Below are 22,709 nucleotides of genomic sequence, written 5' to 3' on the forward strand. Positions count from 1 at the left end.
TCTTATTTTATCCCACATTTACATTTTCAGTTGCATCGGAAACAACCATTGGTCGTACAGTTTCACCTTCAGGAATTACTACAATAGTACCATCGTCACTACCTACTTGAGCAGTTGCTTCAATTTTGCTATTTTGAGCTACAATAGCTTTTTCAACAACAGCATCTGCTTCGATTTTTGCAAATGGCATAATTACAGAATTGCTTACTTTTGCACCTTTAGCAATGCGTACACCTGGGAATATAACAGAATTTTTTACTTCACCGCAAATCATAGAACCTTCGCTTACAAGAGAATTTTTAATTTTAGCTTTTGGTCCTACATAATGAGGTGGCATAGCCATATCCACGGAATAAATTTTCCATTTACCATTCATTTCAAATGGTTGTTTTTCTTTTAATAAATCCATGTTTGCTTCCCAAAGGCTATCGATTGTTCCTACATCTTTCCAATAACCTTCAAATGCATAGGAATATAATCTAGCTTGGTCAGCTAACATTTTTGGAATAATATTTTTACCAAAGTCATGACTAGAAGTTTCATCTTTAGCATCATTTTCTAAGTATTCACGTAAGAAATTCCAGCTAAAGATATAAATACCCATAGAAGCTAAATTGCTTTCTGGTTTAGCAGGTTTTTCGGCAAATTTAGTAATACGACCTTCTTTATCTGTGCTCATAATACCAAAACGAGAAGCTTCTTTCATTGGAACTTTAATTACACCAATTGTAGCTTCTGCTTTATTCATTTTATGTGCTTCAATCATTTTAGCATAATCCATTGTATAAATATGGTCACCAGATAAGATTAAAACATAGTCTGGATTAGCTTTATTGATAAAATTAATATTTTGGTAAATTGCATCTGCTGTGCCTTTGTACCAATCTGCACCTTTTTCTCTAGCATATGGAGGTAAAATATATACACCACCATTTTTGCGGTCAAGATTCCATGCTTCACCAGTACCTAAGTATGTATGCAATTCTAGTGGACGATATTGAGTAAGTACACCTACTGTTTCAATGCCAGAATTTGCACAGTTACTCAATGGAAAGTCGATGATACGATATTTTCCACCAAATGGCACAGCTGGTTTAGCTATATTTTTAGTTAAAGCTCCTAATCTACTCCCTTGACCACCAGCCAATATCATGGCTAAGCATTCTGTTTTTCTCATAATATAAAACCTCCTGAAAAAAATAAACATAGTCTACACATCTTGTCAATTTAGACAAAAATGCAGGAATTAATCTATAAAAACTATTAAAATTTACACAAACATAACATATTACTTATAAAAACTTAACAATCTTAACAATTGTCGTACATTTTATAAAATTTAGATTAAATAAATTTACACTTCCTTTCTATTTATAAAACTTCTCAAATAAATAAAATTCGTTACATTTTCATTTGACAATATTACAATTCTATATAAATTTTGTAAATCCTTCTTTTTTTTTAAAATTTTTTAAAAAAATAATAAAAAAAGCAGGACATTAAATTTGTCCTGCTAAAATCAACCCTTTTTTATATTTGCTTATCGCGGAAATTTGTAAACCAAATTTTTTAATCAATTCATCTTTTAAAGATAATAAATCTTCAATTTTTCCTTGTTTTAATTCAATTTCAACTTCACAAATAGGAGCTTTATTTTCTCTTCCTTGAACAAAACCAAGATCTAAAGCCACTTCTAGCTTAGAGTCCAGCCATGTTAGCTCTATACACTCACGCACAAAATCTGTTATTACTATCGGTAAAAATTTTTTATCCTTTGTAGTTTTAATCAAAGACCAAATGTCTTTATCTTCAGCAAATACATTTATATCTGGTGTCAACTTTGTTACTTTTTTATTAATTTCCACGCGTTCAAACAGACCATCACTGTTTACTTTTCCCGATTTGTACGTTGCTACGATACAATCATTTTCACAGCGTACACGATAAGCGATTTTATGTTTTTGATAGAAATTATCTTCCGTATCATAATAAATAGCCTTCATATCTATACGTTGCCATGATTGATCTTTATTTTCTTGCAAAAATCCACGTATATTTTCTATTTGGGCTTCATCTTTTATTTCCATTTTTACTTCTATTTCTTGATTATTCATGGATTTCCCAACAACCTTTCTCTTTCAATCTCAAAATAGCCTGATGTTTTGCTATTAAACTACTGCGATGAGCAATGCTGATAATTTTTGTATTTGGCAAATGAATTTTCAACATATCATATAAATTGCCCTCTAAATCTTCATCAAGTGCTGATGTCGCTTCATCTAAAAATACAAATTCTGGTCTATATAATAGAATTCGCGCAAAAGCTATTCTTTGTTGTTCACCTAAAGATAAAATTCTACTCCAATCATCAACAATATCCAATTTATCTGCTAAATTTTCTAACTTACAAGCTATGAGTATTTCTTTTATTTCTTCATCACTATATTTTTCACTGATTACTTCTTCAACTACAGGATAAGAAATTGCCTGTCTTAAGCTACCAAGTGGCAAATATGGTCTTTGTGGTAAAAATAAAAATTCTTCTTCTTTTGGCAAATAAACATTACCTTTTGCATAAGGCCAAAGACCTGCAAGTGTTCTTAAAAGAGTTGATTTACCCACACCAGAAGCACCCATGATCAATAAAGATTGATATTTCATCAAATCAATTGTACAATCCTTGATTAAAACATCTTTATTTTTATTAGGAAGGAAAACATCTACATTTTCTATACCGACTTTAATATTAGAAGCATTATCTATGATTAAATCAGATTTCAAATCTAAAGCTTCACTAACATGACGATTAAAACCATCTAAACGGCGGACTACAGAGCACCACTGTGCTATAGTTGTATAAGCATCTACAAAATATGACATTGCTCCTTGAACCTGTCCAAAAGCATTTGATACTTGCATAATCCAGCCCACTTGTACCTCTTTAGCAAACCAACGCGGTGCAGCCAATAATAATGGAATGATAATCGCCAATTGACCATAACCAGCTGTAAAGCCATTTAAGATTTTTTGACGAGTCATAATATCGCGGAAATTGCCAATTACAATCTTAAATCTAGTCAAGAAATTTTCTAATTCTGGTTTTTCACCACGATAAAAAGCAATCGACTCTGTATTTTCTCTTACACGCATCATCGCAAAACGGAAATCAGCTTCATATTTTTGCTGTTCATAATTTAAATTGATAAGTGCCTTACCCACCTTATGAGTGAGATACGTACCAACAATAGAATATACCAAAGATAACCAAACCATATAGCCATAGATAGTAAATTCATAACTGCCAATAGGCACAGTGATAATTCCTGATAAATTCCATAAAATTACAGTAAACGCCACCAAAGTTATCAATTGACGCACAAGACCAATCGTCAAAGATAAAGTCAACGCTACAAATTGATTAATATCCTCAGAAATACGCTGATCTGGGTTATCCATATCTTTTCCCATCAATTTCAACTTATAATAAGCTCTATTTTCCATCCATCTAACTAAATATTTATCAGTGAGCCATTCACGCCATTTTATCTGCAATAATTGTTGTAAATACACAGAATAAACGCCAATAGCTATATAAATAGCGGCAATCAAGGAAAATTTGCCTACTAAATACCAAAAACTATCAAATTCATAGGCTTGCAAAACATCCCAAAATTCTTTATACCAATCATTTACCAATACCGTCAAAAATACACTAGCTAAATTTAAAATTAAAACAACAGCTAAAATACCATAAGCCTTCCATTTTTGTTCAGAACGCCAATATCCTAGTGCTAAAATTTTAAAAGCCTGTAAATAATACATAATTTTTCTTGAAGTCAAACCATACACCTCTATCCTAAAATTAATTTTCATATCTTCTAAAAAAATATGCTAAAATATATATTATGTTCATTTCTTTGATGGCAAAGAAACGAACCAAAGAAAGCCACCGCAGATAAAATTTTAGCTTTGAAAAATATTATCATTTCATACAATGCTTAAAACTCGCTCCGCTCAAACAGTTAAGCAAAAACCGTATTCAATGATAATTTTTTTCAATAATCATGCGATTACCGCTAAATTTTATAATGCGGAAGAAATAACATATTATTTGTAGATAAAAATAACAACCGAATGTCCCTCACGTTAGCGAATTTTACGGTAGCCATAGGCTATTGGCAAGAATAAAATTATGGCTATGGTTTTAGCTCTACTGTTTGAGCAACGCGAGTTTAAAGCGTTATAGACATAATTTTATAATTGACAAAGTAAAATTGATATCGGGAGGTAGAGTTCTTTTGTTACTTTTCTTGCTCATGAAAGAAAAATAAATCTAAATAGCGTCTATATCATATGTTCATTTCTTTGATGGTAAAGAAACGAACCAAAGAAAGCCACCGCAGATAAAATTTTAGCTTTGCAAAATATTATCATTTCATACAATGCTTAAAACTCGCTCCGCTCAGACAGTTAAGCAAAAACCGTATTCAATGATAATTTTTTTCAATAATCATGCGATTACCGCTAAATTTTATAATGCGGAAGAAATAACAAATTATTTGTAACTAAAAATAATAACCAAATCTCCCTCACGTTAGCGAATTTTACGGTAGCCGTAGGCTATTGGCAAGGATAAAATTATGGCTATGGTTTTAGCTCTACTGTTTGAGCAACGCGAGTTTAGAGCGTTATAGACATAATTTTATAATTGACAAAGTAAAATTGATATCGGGAGGTAGAGTTCTTTTGTTACTTTTCTTGCTCATGAAAGAAAAGTAAATCTAAATAGCGTCTATATCATATGTTCATTTCTTTTATAGTAAAGAAACAAACAACACCATAGATAAAATTTTATAATCACCTTTATATTACTAATAAAAATAAAATCAATATCTCAAAATATTTTCTTTTTGATTTATTTTTCTTTTAATAAAAGAAAAATGAACATATAATATAAGGAGGAAAAAATTTTTTATGAATATTTTACTAGCTATCGCTGTTATGATTATTATCATTATTGTTAGTTATTTAGCTGATAGAAAATACCCTACAAAGAGAATATTTATTATTCCTTGTGGCATTATTTTACTTTGTTTTATAGCTGTCTATAGTTCTTTAGTGATGCCATCTTCTTCAAATTCTATCTCCACTGAGCAACGTTTGGCTATTTTAAATGAACAACCTTATTTTATAACATGGTACAATGATTATAAAGAAGATATCAATCAGCTAGATAGATTTGCTACAGTTTATCACAAAATCATTTCTAATTATGAAAATCAATCCATATCTGCAACTGAAGCTTTAAGTCAATTGCAAAGATTATATGATGAAACAAATGCTTTTAATAATTCACTACAAGATGCTTTACCGCCAAATGAATTATCACAAAATAATTATACATTAGTTTATAATATTTTGGAAAAAACTCGTGTTTATAGTTATAAATTAAATGAAACTGTTCGTCAAAGTATCGTAATCATCAACGAAGGAACTTACAATCAAATTGAGCATAAAGATATTGTAAATAATTTAAATCGCATTTATGCTATTGAAGCTCCTATAATGTTAGATATCAATAGCGAAGTATCGCAAATTAAAGATAATCTAACTATCCCAGAAAATTAATCACAAATATAATATAGATAAAATAAAAGGTGATACTTTTAGTATCACCTTTTTTATTATAATTATTATTATAAATCTTTTACAATTGTTTTGAGATATTCCGCAAAGTCACCAGATAAATCATCACGACGGAGAGCAAATTCTACTGTAGCTTTCAAAAAGCCTAATTTATCGCCTACATCATAACGTTTGCCAGTGAAATTATAAGCATAAACATTTTCACGTTTTGCCATAACTTTGAGTGCATCTGTTAACTGTATTTCTCCACCTTTACCTGGCTTAGTATTTTGTAATACTTCAAATACATCTGGAGTGATGATATATCTACCAAGCACTGCCATTTGACTTGGAGCTTCTTCAATACTTGGTTTTTCAATCATATCATTGACTTTCATCAATTGTTCATTGATAGTTGGTACGCCTGCTACAATACCATAAGAAGAAACTTTTTCTTTTGGCACTTGTTGGCAACCTAAAATAGTAGCACCTGTTTGTGTGTACATATCCATCAATTGTTTTAAAGCTGGCATTTCAGGATTATAAACTATATCGTCACCTAATAATACAGCAAATGGTTCATTATCAATGAATGCTCTAGCACATAAAATGGCATCACCTAAACCACGCATATGTTTTTGACGAATGTAATGCACATTTATTTCTGATGTTTCCTGTACCATTTCCAATAATTTAGTTTTACCTTTAGCTTTTAATTCAGCTTCTAAAATTGGCGCACTATCAAAATGGTCTTCAATTGCACGTTTAGCATGACCACTGATGATCAAAATATCTTCAATACCGCTAGAGATAGCTTCTTCTACTATGTACTGAATTGTAGGCTTATCTACTATTGGTAACATTTCTTTAGGTGTTGCTTTTGTCGCTGGCAAAAAACGAGTACCAAAACCAGCAGCAGGTATAACAGCTTTGCGAATACGTTTCATAACAATCTACTCCCTATAATCTACTCAAATAAATAAAATACTTTAAATTATGACAATTTTATACAATCAAAATTTATTATAGCATAAAAAAAGATTTTCTTCATGAAATTATTTATTCAATCTATCATGAAGAAAATCTCTGTTTTTATTTTTATTAATGATTGACCTGTTTAGCTAAAGTTTCATTCATATGTCTTATACCTTCTTCTAAATTAGCCAAGTGTTTATCCATGCGAAATAACAAAAAACTTGCTACTACCATAGGAAAACCATAATTTGCTATATACGTAAAAATATATTCCATATTATCACCTTAATTCTTTATTTCTCTAGAGATTTATTAATAAAAGCTAATGCTTTACGATAATTTTTGCTTACAGCTTGTACAGATATATGCAATAGTTTTGCTACTTGTTTATATTTTAATCCTTTAAATACTACCAAAATAAAGACTTTATATTGTTTAGGTGGCAATTGATGAATAAGTTTCATTATATCTAATCTAGAAGAAATACTGTCTGCTAAATCCTCATCTACTGCCAATAAATCCCCAAATTCTTTTATTTCATCTTCATCATCTGTATTCATTTGAGCAGATAATGACACTTCATTTTGCCAAATACGCAAATATCTACGAAATAAAGTATGCACACCTTGATATACTTTTACTTTAGCATAACCGGCAAACGGCACACCTAAAGACTCATTAAAATCTTTAATTGCCTGATAAAAACTAATCACAGCTTCTTCATATGCCTCTTCTTGAATAGATATTAAATGATGTTGTCTAGAAGCACTATTTAATAAATTCTTATACTTATTTAATAATAACTGTATAGCATAATTATCTCCAGCTTTAGCTTTTATTAATAGTCTTTCCATCTAATCGTCTTCTTTCTATCATCAAGAGAATAATTTAAAAGAAAAAGGGGTGACACGCACCCCTTTTTCCTTATTCCGCAGTGATTTCTGCTGTGTCCTGACGATTTACACTACCTAAATTATATTTTTGTAAGCCCGATATTTTTTGACCGATATCTAAAATATCATCTTCTGTCAAAGACGGATTGATATAGCCGAAACTACGACTGCTATAACTAGCTTTACCTGTAGAAGTAGTACCTGTTTCTACTTTAATGATGATTTCACATTCTGCATTTTTCTTAACTGCCATAATACATTCCTCCTAATAAACTATAAAATAAAATTATAAATTAAACTTAAGCTAAAACATCTTGTGTAGTAGTTGTGATATATGCTTCTTTAATCGCTGTTGCTTTATGATTATCTTTGATAATAGCCTGTGTATCAATCATTTTCTGCATGACTACATCGACTTCGCTCTTTGTCAATTCATCTTTAGGGTCTGCTAAATTATATTTAAAATCGTCTCCATTATCTAAAGTAAATACCATTGTTAATTTGCGTGTATCTGCCATTAAAAATCACTCCTTAATTTTAAAATTTAAAAATACATCATAGCTTTGATTGATAACATCTTTTGCCGCCGTTTCTTATTCATCTTATCAACTCCTTACACTTATTTACTTGCAACTTAGATGGCAAAAATCAACCCCTAAATCAAAAAATTTTTTCTTAGCAAATAAAAAAGACAAACTATTATCCAAAATTACATAATAGTTTGCCTTTCGCTATATGTGCAGTTATGAATTTAAACTTTATATATTTTCTGCGAAGTATTTTCTAAACTTATATTTTTAATGTCAAATAAATTCGAGGCGTAAAATTTATCCATTCTCATACCAAAACCAATACAAATTTTAAAAATAGTATCTTCTGTAGGATTACGACTTTTTTCACTTAATAAGCTAGCCACAGTTGAAGGTGGCATTCCTGCTTTATTTGCCAAGCCATTTATGCTCAAATTATAAGCCTTACATAATTCCAAAATCCTATAATCTACTGCCTTTATAAGTAGCATTATAATCATCTCGCTTTTTTTTAGATTAACTATATTATACTCTTATAAAAATAAAATGTATTCGACATGTCGTAAATTTTTATAAAAATAACAAAAAATTTTTCTAAAATTACTCCAAAGGTTTATTTTCTTCCTTTAAACTGCAAGTAAATCATTAAAGGAGTGATTACTTATGCAAAATTTTCAAGTAGTAGATATCTCAGCTTGGCAAGAAAACTTAAACTGGCAAGAACTAAAAGAAAATAATATTCAAGGCGTTATCATCAAAATAGGTGAATACGCTCATCTAAATGAAATGTTTATTTCACATGTGAATAATGCTGTAGCTTATAATCTTCTCTATGGTATATATTATTATACTCATGCCTCAACAATTAATGAAGCCATAGCCGAAGCTAACTGGGTAGATAAACAGATAAAAACATATCTCAACGGACAAAATCCACCACTTGGCATTTGGTATGATGCAGAAGATAAATCTATGCTCAAGTATAATATCAATGTAGCTTATATGATTGGCAACTTCATCAATCGACTAAATGAATTAAATTATAATTATGTAGGTCTATATAGTTCCTATAATTGGCTCACCAATATCATTGACTTAAATCTACTTGCAGATTATATCCCCATCTGGTCTGCCCAATATTATTATAAAAACAGCTTTAAACTAGAATATCCTAATCGCATTTGCAAGATATGGCAATACACAGATCATAAGCAAATAGATGATATGATACTTGATTGTAATATTTACTATGCATAAACTATACTAAAAGAAAACCTCAAAGAAAATATCTTCTTTGAGGTTTTTTTCTATCTATTTCTATCTATTATTGTACATTCTAAAATAATAATCTTTGTATTCACCACTGATGATTTTTTCCCACCAAGATTTATGTGTCAAATACCATTCAATAGTTTTCTTAATTCCATCATCAAATTTAGTAGCAGGAAGCCAACCATGTTCATCATGAATTTTAGTAGGATCAATAGCATATCTACGATCATGACCTGGTCTGTCTGTTACAAATTCAATTAAATCTTCACTTTTACCAAGTTCTCTAATAATTGTTTTCACAACTTCTAAATTAGTACGTTCATTATGACCACCAATATTATATACTTCGCCAATTTTTCCTTTGCGAATGATTAAATCTATAGCAGAGCAATGATCTTCTACATAGAGCCAATCACGTACATTTTCACCTTTACCATACACTGGTAATTTTTTATCATTTAAAGCATTTGCTATCATGAGTGGAATTAATTTTTCGGGGAAGTGATATGGTCCATAGTTATTTGAACAGCGAGAAATAGTCACAGGTAATTTATACGTGCGATAATATGCCTGCACTAATAAATCTGCTGAAGCTTTCGAAGCTGAATATGGACTAGAAGTATGCAGTGGTGTTGTTTCCGTAAAGAATAAATCTGGTCTATCAAGAGGTAAATCTCCATAAACTTCGTCTGTAGATACTTGATGATAGCGAATATTACCATATTTACGACAAGTATCCATCAGTACACTTGTACCGATTACATTTGTCTGCAAAAAGATTTCTGGATTTTCAATAAATCAATCCTAAATAAAATTGCTACCGATAAATTCTAATCCACCAGTTACTAATATTTTCATTATTTATATTTAAAAATATATTTTCTAATAAATAAAAACATCCGCAAAAAAAGATAGATATTGATAGGTGGAAAATCTACCTATCAATATCATTAAAAAATATATTTTTTAATGGTGTAATGTTATAACTCCACTACCTCCTGTTACATATATAGTATCTCCTATTATCATATTACCAGCTTCACTAACTAAAAATAATGCCATATTTGCTATTTCTAAAGGAACTGCATATCTTTTTGATATACTATTAAGATTATATATAGTATCATCTTTCTTTTTCCCTAACATTGGTGTTGCAGTTGGTCCTGGTGCTATTGCATTTACAACTATTCCATATGGTAATAATTTATCAGCTAATCCTAAGGTAAAACCTCTTATTGCCCATTTTGACATTTCATAAGCAGTCCATGCTGGTCTTAATGCTGATGAAGACGATATATTTAAAATATGTCCTTTTATATTATGTTCAATCATATATTTACTCATATACTGACACATAAAAAATGTTCCTTTTGTATTTATATCCATAATTGAATCATACTCATCTTCTTTCATATTTTCAAAAGAAGATTTTGCTACTATGCCCGCTGAATTGACTAAAATGTCAATTTTCTTTTTATCAAAAAAAGTACTTGCTTCTAAAATTTTATTATTTAATTCATTTATGTCTAATACATCTAAAATAATATATTTACAACTTCCCAATTTTCCTAATTTATCACAACATTTTCTTAACTTATTTTCATTTCTACCAGCTATTATAACATTACATCCATGTTTAATAAAATTTTCTGCAATTGCATATCCAATACCGCTACTTCCTCCACTTATTAATGCTACCTTATCTTTTAATAAATCACTTTTATTTTTTATTTCAACAACTGGTATATATTTTTTTTCTTTAAAAATATTTATTAAATTTATAATTTTATTCTTTAAACTCATATTATATTACCTTATTTTTTTATAAAATTTTTTAATAAAAGTATACCTTTTTCTCCCAATGTATCTTTTACCATTTTTTTAACTATGCCTTTTTTAGATTTTTTTATATTTCTTATAATCTTATGAGCTTCACTTTCATCTTTACTATCTGTAAATACTTCAAAAACAATAGATTTTTCTAGTATATTAGGATTAACAAATTTTTCTAAGTTGCTTAAATACTCTTCTTTATTTTTAGCAGAAATATATTCAAAACCTAAATCTTCAGCATAATGTTTAATTAAAACTGCTGATTTTTTACCATAATGATTTGCTGCTGCTATATAATCATTTGTCTTTTCTCCAAACTTAGCACCCAAATGATTATACATTGTAAATTCTGCACCTTTACCATTATTTATAATCATTAATCTTAAATTATTTTTCACATGATGATTTCCTAATGAGTTCATATCATAAAAAAATGATAAATCTCCAACTATACCAAAAAATAATTTATTAGAATCAAATAAAGAAGCCCCTATAAGTGATGAGGTATTTCCATCAATACCAAAACCACCTGTATTTGAATATCCCCTTACAGTACTAGACACCTCAAAATAATTCCAGGATCTTAAAGTATTTAAAATACCTAAATGTAATACACTATTTTCTGGTAAATGACTAATTGTATTCTTAGCAATCCATGGATTAGAAAAAGGTATTTCAGGTATATTATTATAAATATCTTTATATTCATTTTGCCATTCAAGTAAAAAAGTATTTTGTTGTTTATTAGTAGATATATGTGCTAATTCTATATATTTTTCAAAAAAATCTTTTTCATTCATTTCAAAAACATATTGTAAATTTTTAAATGTATCACAAATTTTACCATCAAAATTTATTCTCCATGTTTTATTAGAGAAAATTACTACATATGAACCAGATATATCTCCTATATGCAATAATAAATCTACGGAACAACATGCTGCTCTATAACATTCTTGTGATGCTACTAGTGATGGAAATACCTGATATTTTCCTTTATAATTACTTGTATGGTCACAAAAAACTACTGCATTATATAAACTACAAAATTCATCCACTCTATCTGTTAGTTCTTTTGACCATTCTCTGTGAGCTCCTACATATATACCAATTTTTCCCTTAGGTATTTCTGGCATTTTTGAATTATAATATATACGTTTAATAACCCTTACATCAGGTAATTCTTTTACATCATAAATTGAACTATAATTCGTAACTAAATTTATATGAACTGGACCTCCACCATGATGTTTTAAACCTAAAATAGCTTCATTTATTCTCACTTCACAAGACCATCTATCTTCATCATTATATATTTCTGAAATATATACACTCAAATTAAAAATATCATTAGGCTCTACAGATCTATCTATAACTTGCGGTACATTATGTCCTATCCTATCAATTCTTTGCGTTGATGTAATTGCTAATATCGGTAATTTACGATAAAAAGCTTCTGTAAGACCTGGCATATAATTTCTAGAAGCTGTTGCTCCTGTACAACTTAATACCACAGGTTCCCCACTTTCAGCAGCTAATCCACAAGCCATATATGCTGCTGATCGTTCATCTACAGAAGAATATATTTCAAAATATGGATCATTTTGTAAACTAGCTACTAAACAAATATTAGTAGCTCCCGGACTGGCTATAATTTTTTTTATACCATGTTTTTTCATTAAAGCTATCAAAATTTGCGTATGCTTTTCATTTGTATAAAAAGTATCCATTATCTCACACTCTTTTTTCTATAAAATATTTTTAATTTTTATTTTAAATTTTATAAATAAATCTTTCTCTTCTTTATTGAAAGATAATAACCACATAATAATTAAATAACTGATAACAAATATCAATAATTTTATTACTAAAAAAACTATACTACCTATCCCAAATAAATAATTTAATATCACTCCAATAAAACTACATAATAATATTTTAATTGTAATACAACTTATTTGTTTCCAAAATAATTTAATATCTATTTTTAAATATTTTTCAAAAAACCAATTCATTATTAAACCATTAGAAATAAATAATGATAATCCAGAGGCAAAAGCACATCCTATAGCTCCATAATATACAGCTAATGGTATAGCTATAGCAATATTAAACAAACCTGTCCCAGCATATACATATGCTCTAAAATTATAAACATTTTTAGCTTGCATAATACAATTTCCTATATTTTGAATTAAATTTACTGTAAATGGTGTAATAATTATCAATGTTATATAATAAGCATCTATAAAATCTTCATTAGTCCATATTACAATAAATTCTTTTCCAAACACAAAAAAACCACTTAATACTAATCCCAATAAATAATATTGTAATCTCCCTATTCTAAGAAATTCATTTGATAATATTTTATTTGATACTCTACTTGCTACCATTTTAGTTATTTTAGGTAAATATATACCACTTATTGTTGTAGATAATGCCATATAATTCATATAAATCAATGAAGATATAGAATATACTGCTACTATTGCTGTACCACTTATTATACCTAAAATAACCTGATTTGTTTTCCAAAATATTTGATCTACTATTGTTACTATAAAAACACTTAATGCTAATTTACTCATTTCTTTGAAAGCGTCTTTATCCCAAAATGAATATTTTATTATTATTTTTAATTTACAATGACAATAATACATTCTCATTAATACTAATATAAGATTTATTACAGTCATTACAAATACCATTGCTAATGCAGTTGGCTCAATTTGCATCATTGCTATTACTGCAAATGGTTGTAATACTAACTGTATAGTTTCAATACCCTTCATAAATAAAAATTTTTCATTTGCAGTTATTATTGAACGATACATCATTCCCATAAAAGTAATTATCATATTAAAAATCAATAATATAAAAATATATTTAGCACTTATCAATTCTTGATTAGTTAAACCTGTTTTAAATATTTCATCTAAAAAAGTATATACAAAAGAACCTATTATTAATGTTATTAAACAAATAACAAAATATATTCTTTGAGTCATTGCTAAAAAGTTTTCTAATAACTTAAAATTATTTTCTATTTTATATTTTATATATAATCTTATAGTAGATGCTGTTAATCCAAAGTCCATTACACTAAAATAAGCTATAATTGATCCCATAAGCTGATATAATCCATATTCTGATTGTCCCATATAGTATAATAAAATAGGAACATATACAAAATTTACTATTGTTTGGATTATCATATTAATATATGATAATCCAATACCTATACTTCTTTGATTCATAAAAATACCTACTTATATAATCCACTTTTTAATATATTTATATAATCCACATTGATTTAAATAATATTTAATATTTAATTTAAAACTTACATTTACATTATTTATTTTTAAATTTCTATATATTATTCTACTATCTTTCCATTTAAAATACCCAATAGCTGTATCTAATCTTATTATTTCCCATTCATTTTTAACCATTTGAAAATATCTATCATATAATGATTTTTCTAAGTTTATTGTCTTCAAAATATTATCAATGCCTTTTATACTATCATCTATTCTTTTCATCATTTCTTCATATGTTCTTTTTTTATTTGAATGACTATTTTTATATATAACATACGTAAATAAATACTTATCAACTTTCCCCATATCATAATTAAATGCTATAGGTAGTAACATTTGAAGATTCTGCCCTTGACCAGTTACTATTATTTGTTTGCTGGGATTTTGTTTTAAAAAAAATGAACTTCTCATCATCCAAGCTCCTCCAGCTAATACTACTTTATTTAATAATATATCATTAACATTTTCTAATCTATCTTTAGATAAAACTTTATTCCATTTTTTTACTACATTATCTAAATTATCTTCCCTTACTAAATTAGTATTACAATAAACTAATCCAACTGATTTATTTTCTTCCAAATACTTAACTTTTTCTTCTATATTTGTCGGTAACAAAATATCATCTGAATCTGGCCACATCAAATAATCACCTGAAAAGTATTTTAACCCATTATTTAATGCTACATCTTGACCTGAATTTTTTTGTTTTAAATAAATAAATTTATATCCTTTATCTATAAATCTACTTTTATATGATAAAATAATTTCCTCTGTATTATCAGTAGATCCATCATTTATTAAAATAATTTCTATATTATCATATGTCTGTTTCAATATTGAATTTAAATATAGTTGAATCTTTCCATTTCCATTATAGCACGGTGTAATTATTGATACTAAAGGCTTCAAAATATTTTTCTCCCTTCAAAAAACTCAATACAACTATAAATATATATATTTTTTCTACAATAAGCAAATTTATCAAATTAATTATTAATATAAAAACTTAACAAATCCCTAAATCATTCTAAATTTAAAGCTTTTTTCATATATACTGTAGAGCGTTCTATTTCTCGTTCTTGAATAGCTTTTACATTACTAAAATCCATATTCAAAATTTTTTCATCAGATAAATTACATTCACCATTTACAATATATCTATCTTGATATCCAAATAATTCCATTAATGTATCTATACGAGATATCATATCTGCTACTCCTTTTTGTTGTCTATTAACGACTAAAAATGGAGTATTCATTAAAATTGAAAATACACACGCATGGAAAGAATCTGTTGCTACTAATTGTGCATGATCTATTAAATATACAAACTCTTCTACTCTTGAAGTATATAAATCAAAATCATTTTTATCCATTAAATTATAGATTTTCCAATTGTTTTTCTTTGCAATACTTTTAATTATTGGTGATGGATTTCCTAAAAAATAAGTAAGAATATATTTTTCTCCATTATACCATTCTGGAACCATTTCTATTTTTTGCCATTCTTCTTTAGATAATAAAATTGTTGGATCTACTACTACTTCCACTTTTATTCCTATTAATTCTTCAATTAATTTAGCTCCAGCCACTTCTCTAACAGAAATATTTTTCATTTCTATTAAGTTATTTTGAAAAATTTTCTTAGTTTTAATATTATCTATGTCTGTTACTCCAAAACTTGCCGCATAAGATATTCTTTTCTTTTTATCAGCAAATTTTAAAAACTTTTCATTATAATATTGTTCATAATGTGGATTCCATACTTGATCACTGCCTACTATAAAATAATCATATTCTTCATTTAAATTATTTCTTATTTTATAATCATATTTTATTTTTATATACTTATTTGAAAACTTCTTTATATTATATTCTCTAATGCACTCTTTAACATAATTATATTTAAAATCAATATATGCATTTTTCCATCTTAAAATACATTTTAAAATTAATTTCCAATTCCATGTAGGCAACTCTGGCAAATAATGATTTTTTTCAAACCAAATAGTATCTACGGTTTCTATATAAATAGATAAAAATTTTTGCAAAGCATAATTTTGTAATCTATTCCCATAATTATTATTAGTGCATAATGTTAATATTGCTACTTTCATAAAATACCTCACCCAAATTATTTAATTAAATTTTACATTATTTCTAATAAAATATTATTTAAAAATATAGGTTCTACTATACTTTCATAACCTGCACCAAGTAAAAAATAAACACCAATAAAAGCTATTATACTATAAATAATAAAATTTAATGCATTATAAAAAACCTTTTTATAATATATTTGTCCTTTCGGTAAAACTAAAGATATACTTATATAATTAAATAAAATCATACTTCTATATATACGAATAAAAGTTGGTTCCCAATAATATAACGGAACTATTAATAATGATATTAAATTTAAATACCAAACAAAACTTATAAAATCAATGGAGCTATCTTTTATATAAATTTTACAACTTTTATAAAATCTATAATATAAATAAACAAACCCAATATGAAATACGCTCCATAAAATAAAACTCAATATAGGATATTTTATTTTTTCATGTAAAATATTAAAATAAAGTTCAACTTTTTCTGAGCTAAAAAATATAGATAATATATCCGTTATAAATGGCATTAATAATATTACAATAAATAATAAAAAAATTAATATTATTTTCTTATTTTTACTTCTCATTAAAATTGGAATCAATAAATATATAAAAAATCCAAAAGCTGCCTGATGTATAAATCCTGAAATTATTATTAATAAACTAAATATAAACTTCTTATTTTTAAATAAAAAAATCATTCCTATTAAACCAATTATAGATGCTATAAAAAATCTTTTTTGTATTACACAATCAATAAAAGGATATAAAAAATATAAACTCATTACAAAACAATAATTTTTAGAAAAATTATATACTATATAACATATAGCTCCTATGGCAAAAATTAATAAGATAGCATTTAATTGTATAAAATTTAATCCATTCGTGCCAGATAAATAACATAGATAACTATATAATGTATAATTATCTCCACTTTGACTAGATTCAAAAATTAGCTGATGTACCCCCATATCTATAGAATTTAAATTTCCAGCCAACAATATATACATCCATAAAAGTTGCAAAACAAATAAAAATATAGAATTTTTTTTTATAAAACCTAATATCACAAAAATTAAAGTTATTAACATAAAAAAGACTGTACCTATTTCCATATACAAATCCCGCCTTTATTTTATAAAACTATTTAATAATATATGAAATTCTTTTGTGATATTTTTTCTAAATATCAATCGTTCTTTTATCAAAATTTTACTATTTTCTTCTGTTAAATAATAATTAGATTGTTTTATCATTTTATTTGCAAATTCATTCATATTTTCGCAAATAAATACATTTGTTAAACCTTTTATAGGTATATTCTCTGTTCCAATTTTTGTAGAAATTATTTCTAAACCATTTGCAATTGCCGTTAAAACTCTATTTTTAGTTCCCCCACCTGCAATTAACGGAATACAATGTACATCTCTATTTATTTGACAAATATCTTGATAATGTTCTATCCAAGTAAAATACTCTACATTCAAATATCTTACTTGACTAAATATATCTGCTATCCATTTATTAGCTTTTCCCACTACAACAATGGATAATTTATCATCATTTTTTTCTAATAATCTATTAAGATTTTCTGCTAAATTTTTTATATTTTGTCCTACATAAGAATATCGCATATCTCCTGCAAAAATAAAACGTTTATTCTTATCATTAGAAACCTCTATTTTTTCTAAATCTACCATTGAATATGATAATAATGGATGTCTTAAAAAAACTACTTTTTCTTTATCTGAATTTATCTTTAAATAACTTTGTAGCCAATCACGATCATTTTCACCAACAACTATATATTTATTAACTTTAGGAATATATTTTTTTTCAAAAAAAACAAACCTTTTATAATAAAGATATTGATATACTTTCTTTACTATATTTATAGATTCATCTTTCATATATACATCATATTTCCTTTTTCCAACCATACTGCTAGCATCAGGTGCTAATACTATTATTTTTTCTAATATATTAGATGGCATATATCCTAATAAAAAATCTGGATATAATAAAATTTTATCATATTTTTCTAATGAATTTTTGTATTTTCCTTGATAAATTCCCCATGTATTTAATTGTGCTATATATTTATTTTTAGAAGAATTAACTATAAAAGTATCTATATTTATATCACTTTTTTGCTTTAATAATTCTTGTATCTCCCAGATAAGACCAGATGGTCCTCCTGTATTTTTTTTATTAGGAGCTATTGATGTTACAATTGCTAAATTCATTATTTCCTCCTATTTATTAACTATTATAGTAACCTGTTAATCTACGTTTTATTTTTTCACGCAAATTTTTACTACGTAATTTAAAATAATGCAAATTAAAATGTTTTATTTTAATTTTTTTAAATGTTTTTTTATCAATATCACTAAATTCCAATTCGTCAAAAGCATTTGGTATAATTTTATACTTATTCCTATATAAATTAGTTAAATTAATCTTCATTTTACGAGATTGTAAATGTATATACATATATTTTTTTATATAAACTTTATCATTCTCTAATATATATCTCAATAAATTACCATTATCCCAAACAAAAAAAGCTTTTTTTAATTTTTCTATTGTATACGTTTTTTTATCTTCATTTAATTTTGTTAATCTAAAATCAGATGATTTAGTATAAATATTAGCTTGATCTTCTCTATAGCGTATTTTTAAATTTTCTTGTTCCATTATATTATTTATACTACCATTAAATTCTTCATCAAAAGAGTTTGTTCGATTTCTTTGCATTACAATCTTATAACGTTCTTCACCATTCAAGTTTACTTTAAATAAATTATTTATTTTTTTATTATTCTTATATAAGCTACAATGTCCAAAAACACATATTTTATCGTACTTCATCAAATCTTCATCTTTTATAAAATCAGATATATTTCCCCAAATAACATCAGTATCACAATACCCCCAAAACTGATATTCTTTTATATATTCTTCAAAAATCAATCCATAAGCTGGTCTAAAATCGCACAATTTATATGGACTATTTAACATTATCGGAAAATCAAACAATTCTTGTATTCTTTTTTTTAATTTATCAAATGTAGTATATATAACTTTTACATTATCTGGATACTTAAATTTTCTAGTATCATCTGTAAAAATTAACCATTCAAAATTTTTATTATAAGCACAAGAATTTAAAAATAGTTGAAAATAATTATTAAATTTACCAAAATATGGAATAATAAATACTATTTTTTTCATATAATTCTCCTTCTACAAAGACATATTTTTAGGTCAAATCATAAAAATCCATTATACATTCCAATTTTTTCAGATAGAATATTTATTCCCTACACTAAATATCATTTATAATAACATAACCAATCCATATATAAATATATTATTATTTATTATATATTCTACAAATAAATAATAATATAAATTCAATATTATTTTTATAAAATATATTTTATTAAAAACTTAATAAATTCATATATTAATTCTAACTAAATTAACGAAGATATTTTTTTAATTTTTCTGCTAGAAATGTCATTATCATTACTCCCAAAACAAAAGATTTTTTACAAAAAAAATAATAGATTCTCCATTTAAGATCTAAATATTTAAAATTAAATTTTTTAAAAGAAACTTTATATTCATTATCATTTAATATATTTTTTATTAGTAAATATTTCTTACATAATGTCTCATTAGAATTCATTACATTTCTTGATAATCCTAATAAATCAAAAATTATTCTATTATTTAAAGCCTCATAAAAATCTTTTCCTAATTTATTTTTCTTTATAAATTCAAAAACATACTTTTGAAAATTCTTTCTAGTTATAAATAAATTATTATTATAAGTATGCAACATTGATAATTCATTCATTTTATTATAATGATAATATACATTTGGTATATAAAGTACTTTATTAAAATGATAAAATACTTCTATATTAAAAAACACATCTTCTGCAGGTCCTATCTTTTTTACATCTATAAATTTTATATCTCTTAAAAACTTTTTAAAATATAATTTTCCCCAAGGTGGATTTAAATCATGCATTGCATCAGGATGTGCCTTTTCTCTTTCTATAGGGCCAAACAATCTTCTATAAATCTTATTTTTCATTTCATTTCCAGAAATAATAAATTCTTGGTTTCCCAAGATTTTATTTTTTCTAGATATATTTTTAAATTCTCTTATATAAGAAAATATAACACAATCAACATCTTCATTATTAATAATCTTAGATATGCATATTTCTATACAATCTAAGTCTAACCAATCATCTGCATCAACAAACATTATTAAATCGCCTTGTATACAATTTAACCCAAAGTTTCTTGCTCCTGAACTACCAGAATTTTCTATATGAAAAACTCTACATCGTTTATCTATGTTTGCATATCTATCACAAATTTTCCCACTATTATCTTTCGAACCATCATCTACTAAAATAATATCTAAATTTTTATATGATTGATTTATTAAACTTTCTAGGCATTTTTTCAAGTAAGATTCTGCATTATATACAGGCACAATTATACTTACTTTATATATTTCATTAATCATTTATTCCTCCATATTTATAATTTATACAAATAATATATATTATCAACCAACTTATCTGCTAAAAAATTTTCTAAGAAAATTTTTCTTGCATTAATTCCCAAAAGCTTTAATTTAGATTTATCTAATTTAGACAATATCGACACTAAACTATTTAAATCATCCATATCAAAAATATATCCATTTTTATTATTTTTTATAAGTTCTGGTAAAGCTCCTCTATTACTTACTATTACTGGTTTTAAATTTCTCATTGCTTCAATAGCAACTAAACCAAAACCTTCCCAACGAGAAGGCATTATTACTGCATCACATGCCTGATAATATTCATCAATATCTTTGTTATCAACCCAACCTAAATAAGTAACATATTCTGTATTTTGAGGCAATTTATTATCCAATACACTAGTTCCTATTACATATAAATGAATATTTTCTAATTTCACTTTATCATATACATCTAAAAATAGATCTAAGCCTTTTTGTCTATCCAATCTACCAACAAATAATAAATTTATTTTATTATCATTCCAATTTAACTTTAAATTAGACTTATTTATTTTATCTTCTACACCATTATAAATCATTATCATTTTATTTTTATTTAAACCATATTTAATAGCTTGATTTTGTTCATAATTGGATATATTTATAATTTTATCTGTTGGTATAGATAAAATTTTTTCTACTAAAACATATATATTTTTTTTATAATTATATGTATCCATTAAAAAAGCCCAACCATGTGGTTGATATATTATCTTTGTCTTTTTTTTTCTAAATAAATATGGCAATCTAACAAAAAGACCAGCCCATGTACTATGAACATGTATTATATCAGGATTTACCTTTTCTATAACTTCATGTATTTGTTTTATAGCTGAAAAAATATTTATTATACTTCTTTTATATTTGTAGTAAAATACTTTTTTAGTTATATCATCCCAAATTTTTTGAGATTTATATTCACTAATCAATAAATAATTTTCTATATCATGATATTTCTGCAATCCATTTAATAAAATTTTTAAATATGTGGCTAGACCACCATTAACATATTCACCTATATGAAGTACTTTCAATATATTTCTCCTTACTTTAAATAATTAATTGGTTCTTTAGCTAAATTACAATTCATGCTAACAATAGTATTAGATGGTATTTTTTCTTTTACAATACAACCAGCACCAATAACTACATTATCACCTATTTCTGCCCCTTTTAAGACTATAACATTATTTGCTAACCAACAATTTTTTCCAATTTTTATTTCACCAATAGAAAAACCTTGTTCTTTTATATTCATATTAAAATTATTAAATCTATGATTATTATCATAAATTTTTACATTTTCACCAAAAATACAATTATCATCTATTGATATTTTTCCATGGGATACTATAGAACAATTATTATTAAAAAAAACATTATTTCCTATTATAATTTTTCCACCATCAGCTAATAACGAAAAATTATTTCTAAAAGTAAAGTTATTTCCAATTTTTATCTTATTAAAAAATATTATTTTATAAAATAATATTTTTAATAATGCTTTCAAATGCCAAAAAACTTTTAAAAAAATCATA

At 26.0% G+C, this 22,709-nt stretch carries 22 protein-coding genes and 1 pseudogene; 2 read left to right on the forward strand and 21 right to left on the reverse strand.

Annotated features, from left to right (window positions below; all coding sequences use genetic code 11):
• Positions 1–7: 7 nt before the first annotated feature.
• From F553_RS0106000 to F553_RS0106010, 3 genes are all read right to left on the reverse strand, one after another.
• Complete coding sequence (locus tag F553_RS0106000; RefSeq protein ID WP_018999400.1) at positions 8–1,177, reverse strand: glucose-1-phosphate adenylyltransferase; 1,170 nt, start codon at positions 1,175–1,177, stop codon at positions 8–10.
• A 322-nt stretch (positions 1,178–1,499) separates the two neighbouring features.
• Entirely contained in the window at positions 1,500–2,114 is a 615-nt protein-coding gene (locus F553_RS0106005) for a CYTH domain-containing protein (protein ID WP_018999401.1), read from the reverse strand.
• Positions 2,107–3,822: an ABC transporter ATP-binding protein/permease gene (locus F553_RS0106010; protein ID WP_033405594.1), complete on the reverse strand. Its 1,716-nt coding sequence runs from the start codon at positions 3,820–3,822 to the stop codon at positions 2,107–2,109. The genes F553_RS0106005 and F553_RS0106010 overlap by 8 nt, the downstream gene beginning before the upstream one ends.
• A 1,152-nt stretch (positions 3,823–4,974) precedes the next feature.
• Between F553_RS0106010 and F553_RS0106015 the strand changes: the two genes are divergently transcribed.
• Positions 4,975–5,628: a hypothetical protein gene (locus F553_RS0106015; RefSeq protein WP_018999403.1), complete on the forward strand. Its 654-nt coding sequence runs from the start codon at positions 4,975–4,977 to the stop codon at positions 5,626–5,628.
• A 68-nt stretch (positions 5,629–5,696) separates the two neighbouring features.
• Here the strand turns inward: F553_RS0106015 and galU are convergent, their stop codons facing one another.
• The 6 genes from galU to F553_RS0106045 all read right to left on the reverse strand — a co-directional run bounded on the left by galU (position 5,697) and on the right by F553_RS0106045 (position 8,514).
• Positions 5,697–6,572 (reverse strand): UTP--glucose-1-phosphate uridylyltransferase GalU, encoded by an 876-nt coding sequence (galU, locus tag F553_RS0106020; RefSeq protein ID WP_018999404.1) that lies wholly within the window; start codon positions 6,570–6,572, stop codon positions 5,697–5,699.
• A gap of 154 nt (positions 6,573–6,726) precedes the next feature.
• Positions 6,727–6,876, reverse strand: a complete 150-nt coding sequence (locus F553_RS12300; RefSeq protein WP_008539595.1) for a YvrJ family protein — start codon at positions 6,874–6,876, stop codon at positions 6,727–6,729.
• Between the two features lie 17 nt (positions 6,877–6,893).
• A complete protein-coding gene (locus F553_RS0106030) occupies positions 6,894–7,454 on the reverse strand; it encodes a sigma-70 family RNA polymerase sigma factor (RefSeq protein ID WP_018999405.1) in 561 nt (186 codons plus the stop codon).
• A 70-nt stretch (positions 7,455–7,524) separates the two neighbouring features.
• Positions 7,525–7,746 (reverse strand): DUF1659 domain-containing protein, encoded by a 222-nt coding sequence (locus tag F553_RS0106035; protein ID WP_018999406.1) that lies wholly within the window; start codon positions 7,744–7,746, stop codon positions 7,525–7,527.
• A 46-nt stretch (positions 7,747–7,792) separates the two neighbouring features.
• Positions 7,793–8,011, reverse strand: a complete 219-nt coding sequence (locus F553_RS0106040; RefSeq protein ID WP_018999407.1) for a DUF2922 domain-containing protein — start codon at positions 8,009–8,011, stop codon at positions 7,793–7,795.
• Positions 8,012–8,244: 233 nt separating this feature from the next.
• Positions 8,245–8,514, reverse strand: coding sequence for a helix-turn-helix domain-containing protein (locus F553_RS0106045; RefSeq protein WP_018999408.1), 270 nt, complete (start codon positions 8,512–8,514; stop codon positions 8,245–8,247).
• Between the two features lie 172 nt (positions 8,515–8,686).
• Between F553_RS0106045 and F553_RS0106050 the strand changes: the two genes are divergently transcribed.
• Positions 8,687–9,280, forward strand: a complete 594-nt coding sequence (locus F553_RS0106050) for a GH25 family lysozyme (protein ID WP_018999409.1) — start codon at positions 8,687–8,689, stop codon at positions 9,278–9,280.
• A gap of 60 nt (positions 9,281–9,340) precedes the next feature.
• Here the strand turns inward: F553_RS0106050 and rfbB are convergent.
• The 12 genes and pseudogenes from rfbB to F553_RS0106110 form a co-directional block, all read right to left on the reverse strand.
• Positions 9,341–10,090: pseudogene (rfbB, locus tag F553_RS12100) on the reverse strand (dTDP-glucose 4,6-dehydratase); the annotation flags it as partial.
• A gap of 171 nt (positions 10,091–10,261) precedes the next feature.
• A complete protein-coding gene (locus tag F553_RS0106060) occupies positions 10,262–11,098 on the reverse strand; it encodes an SDR family NAD(P)-dependent oxidoreductase (protein ID WP_018999411.1) in 837 nt (278 codons plus the stop codon).
• Between the two features lie 11 nt (positions 11,099–11,109).
• Positions 11,110–12,858, reverse strand: a complete 1,749-nt coding sequence (locus F553_RS0106065; RefSeq protein WP_018999412.1) for a thiamine pyrophosphate-binding protein — start codon at positions 12,856–12,858, stop codon at positions 11,110–11,112.
• A gap of 18 nt (positions 12,859–12,876) precedes the next feature.
• Positions 12,877–14,388 (reverse strand): lipopolysaccharide biosynthesis protein, encoded by a 1,512-nt coding sequence (locus F553_RS0106070; protein WP_018999413.1) that lies wholly within the window; start codon positions 14,386–14,388, stop codon positions 12,877–12,879.
• A 12-nt stretch (positions 14,389–14,400) separates the two neighbouring features.
• Positions 14,401–15,366 carry a glycosyltransferase family 2 protein gene (locus F553_RS11745; protein ID WP_018999414.1) on the reverse strand — a complete coding sequence of 322 codons (966 nt, stop codon included), beginning with the start codon at positions 15,364–15,366 and terminating at the stop codon, positions 14,401–14,403.
• 113 nt (positions 15,367–15,479) lie between these two features.
• Complete coding sequence (locus tag F553_RS0106080) at positions 15,480–16,574, reverse strand: polysaccharide pyruvyl transferase family protein (protein ID WP_018999415.1); 1,095 nt, start codon at positions 16,572–16,574, stop codon at positions 15,480–15,482.
• Positions 16,575–16,606: 32 nt separating this feature from the next.
• On the reverse strand, positions 16,607–17,689 hold the full coding sequence (locus F553_RS0106085) for an EpsG family protein (protein ID WP_018999416.1): 1,083 nt from the start codon (positions 17,687–17,689) through the stop codon (positions 16,607–16,609).
• Between the two features lie 15 nt (positions 17,690–17,704).
• A complete protein-coding gene (locus F553_RS0106090; RefSeq protein ID WP_018999417.1) occupies positions 17,705–18,820 on the reverse strand; it encodes a glycosyltransferase in 1,116 nt (371 codons plus the stop codon).
• Positions 18,821–18,836: 16 nt separating this feature from the next.
• Positions 18,837–19,808: a DUF6625 family protein gene (locus F553_RS0106095; protein WP_018999418.1), complete on the reverse strand. Its 972-nt coding sequence runs from the start codon at positions 19,806–19,808 to the stop codon at positions 18,837–18,839.
• A 250-nt stretch (positions 19,809–20,058) separates the two neighbouring features.
• Positions 20,059–21,126, reverse strand: coding sequence for a glycosyltransferase family 2 protein (locus tag F553_RS0106100; protein ID WP_018999419.1), 1,068 nt, complete (start codon positions 21,124–21,126; stop codon positions 20,059–20,061).
• Between the two features lie 14 nt (positions 21,127–21,140).
• The gene (locus tag F553_RS0106105; protein WP_018999420.1) at positions 21,141–22,205 is read right to left on the reverse strand and encodes a glycosyltransferase; all 1,065 of its coding nucleotides are present in this window, start codon (positions 22,203–22,205) and stop codon (positions 21,141–21,143) included.
• 11 nt (positions 22,206–22,216) lie between these two features.
• Positions 22,217–22,708 (reverse strand): acyltransferase, encoded by a 492-nt coding sequence (locus F553_RS0106110; RefSeq protein ID WP_018999421.1) that lies wholly within the window; start codon positions 22,706–22,708, stop codon positions 22,217–22,219.
• Position 22,709: the final 1 nt, after the last annotated feature.

Origin of the sequence: Megamonas rupellensis DSM 19944, from assembly GCF_000378365.1 — a bacterium.
Classification (GTDB): Bacteria; Bacillota; Negativicutes; order Selenomonadales; family Selenomonadaceae; genus Megamonas; species Megamonas funiformis.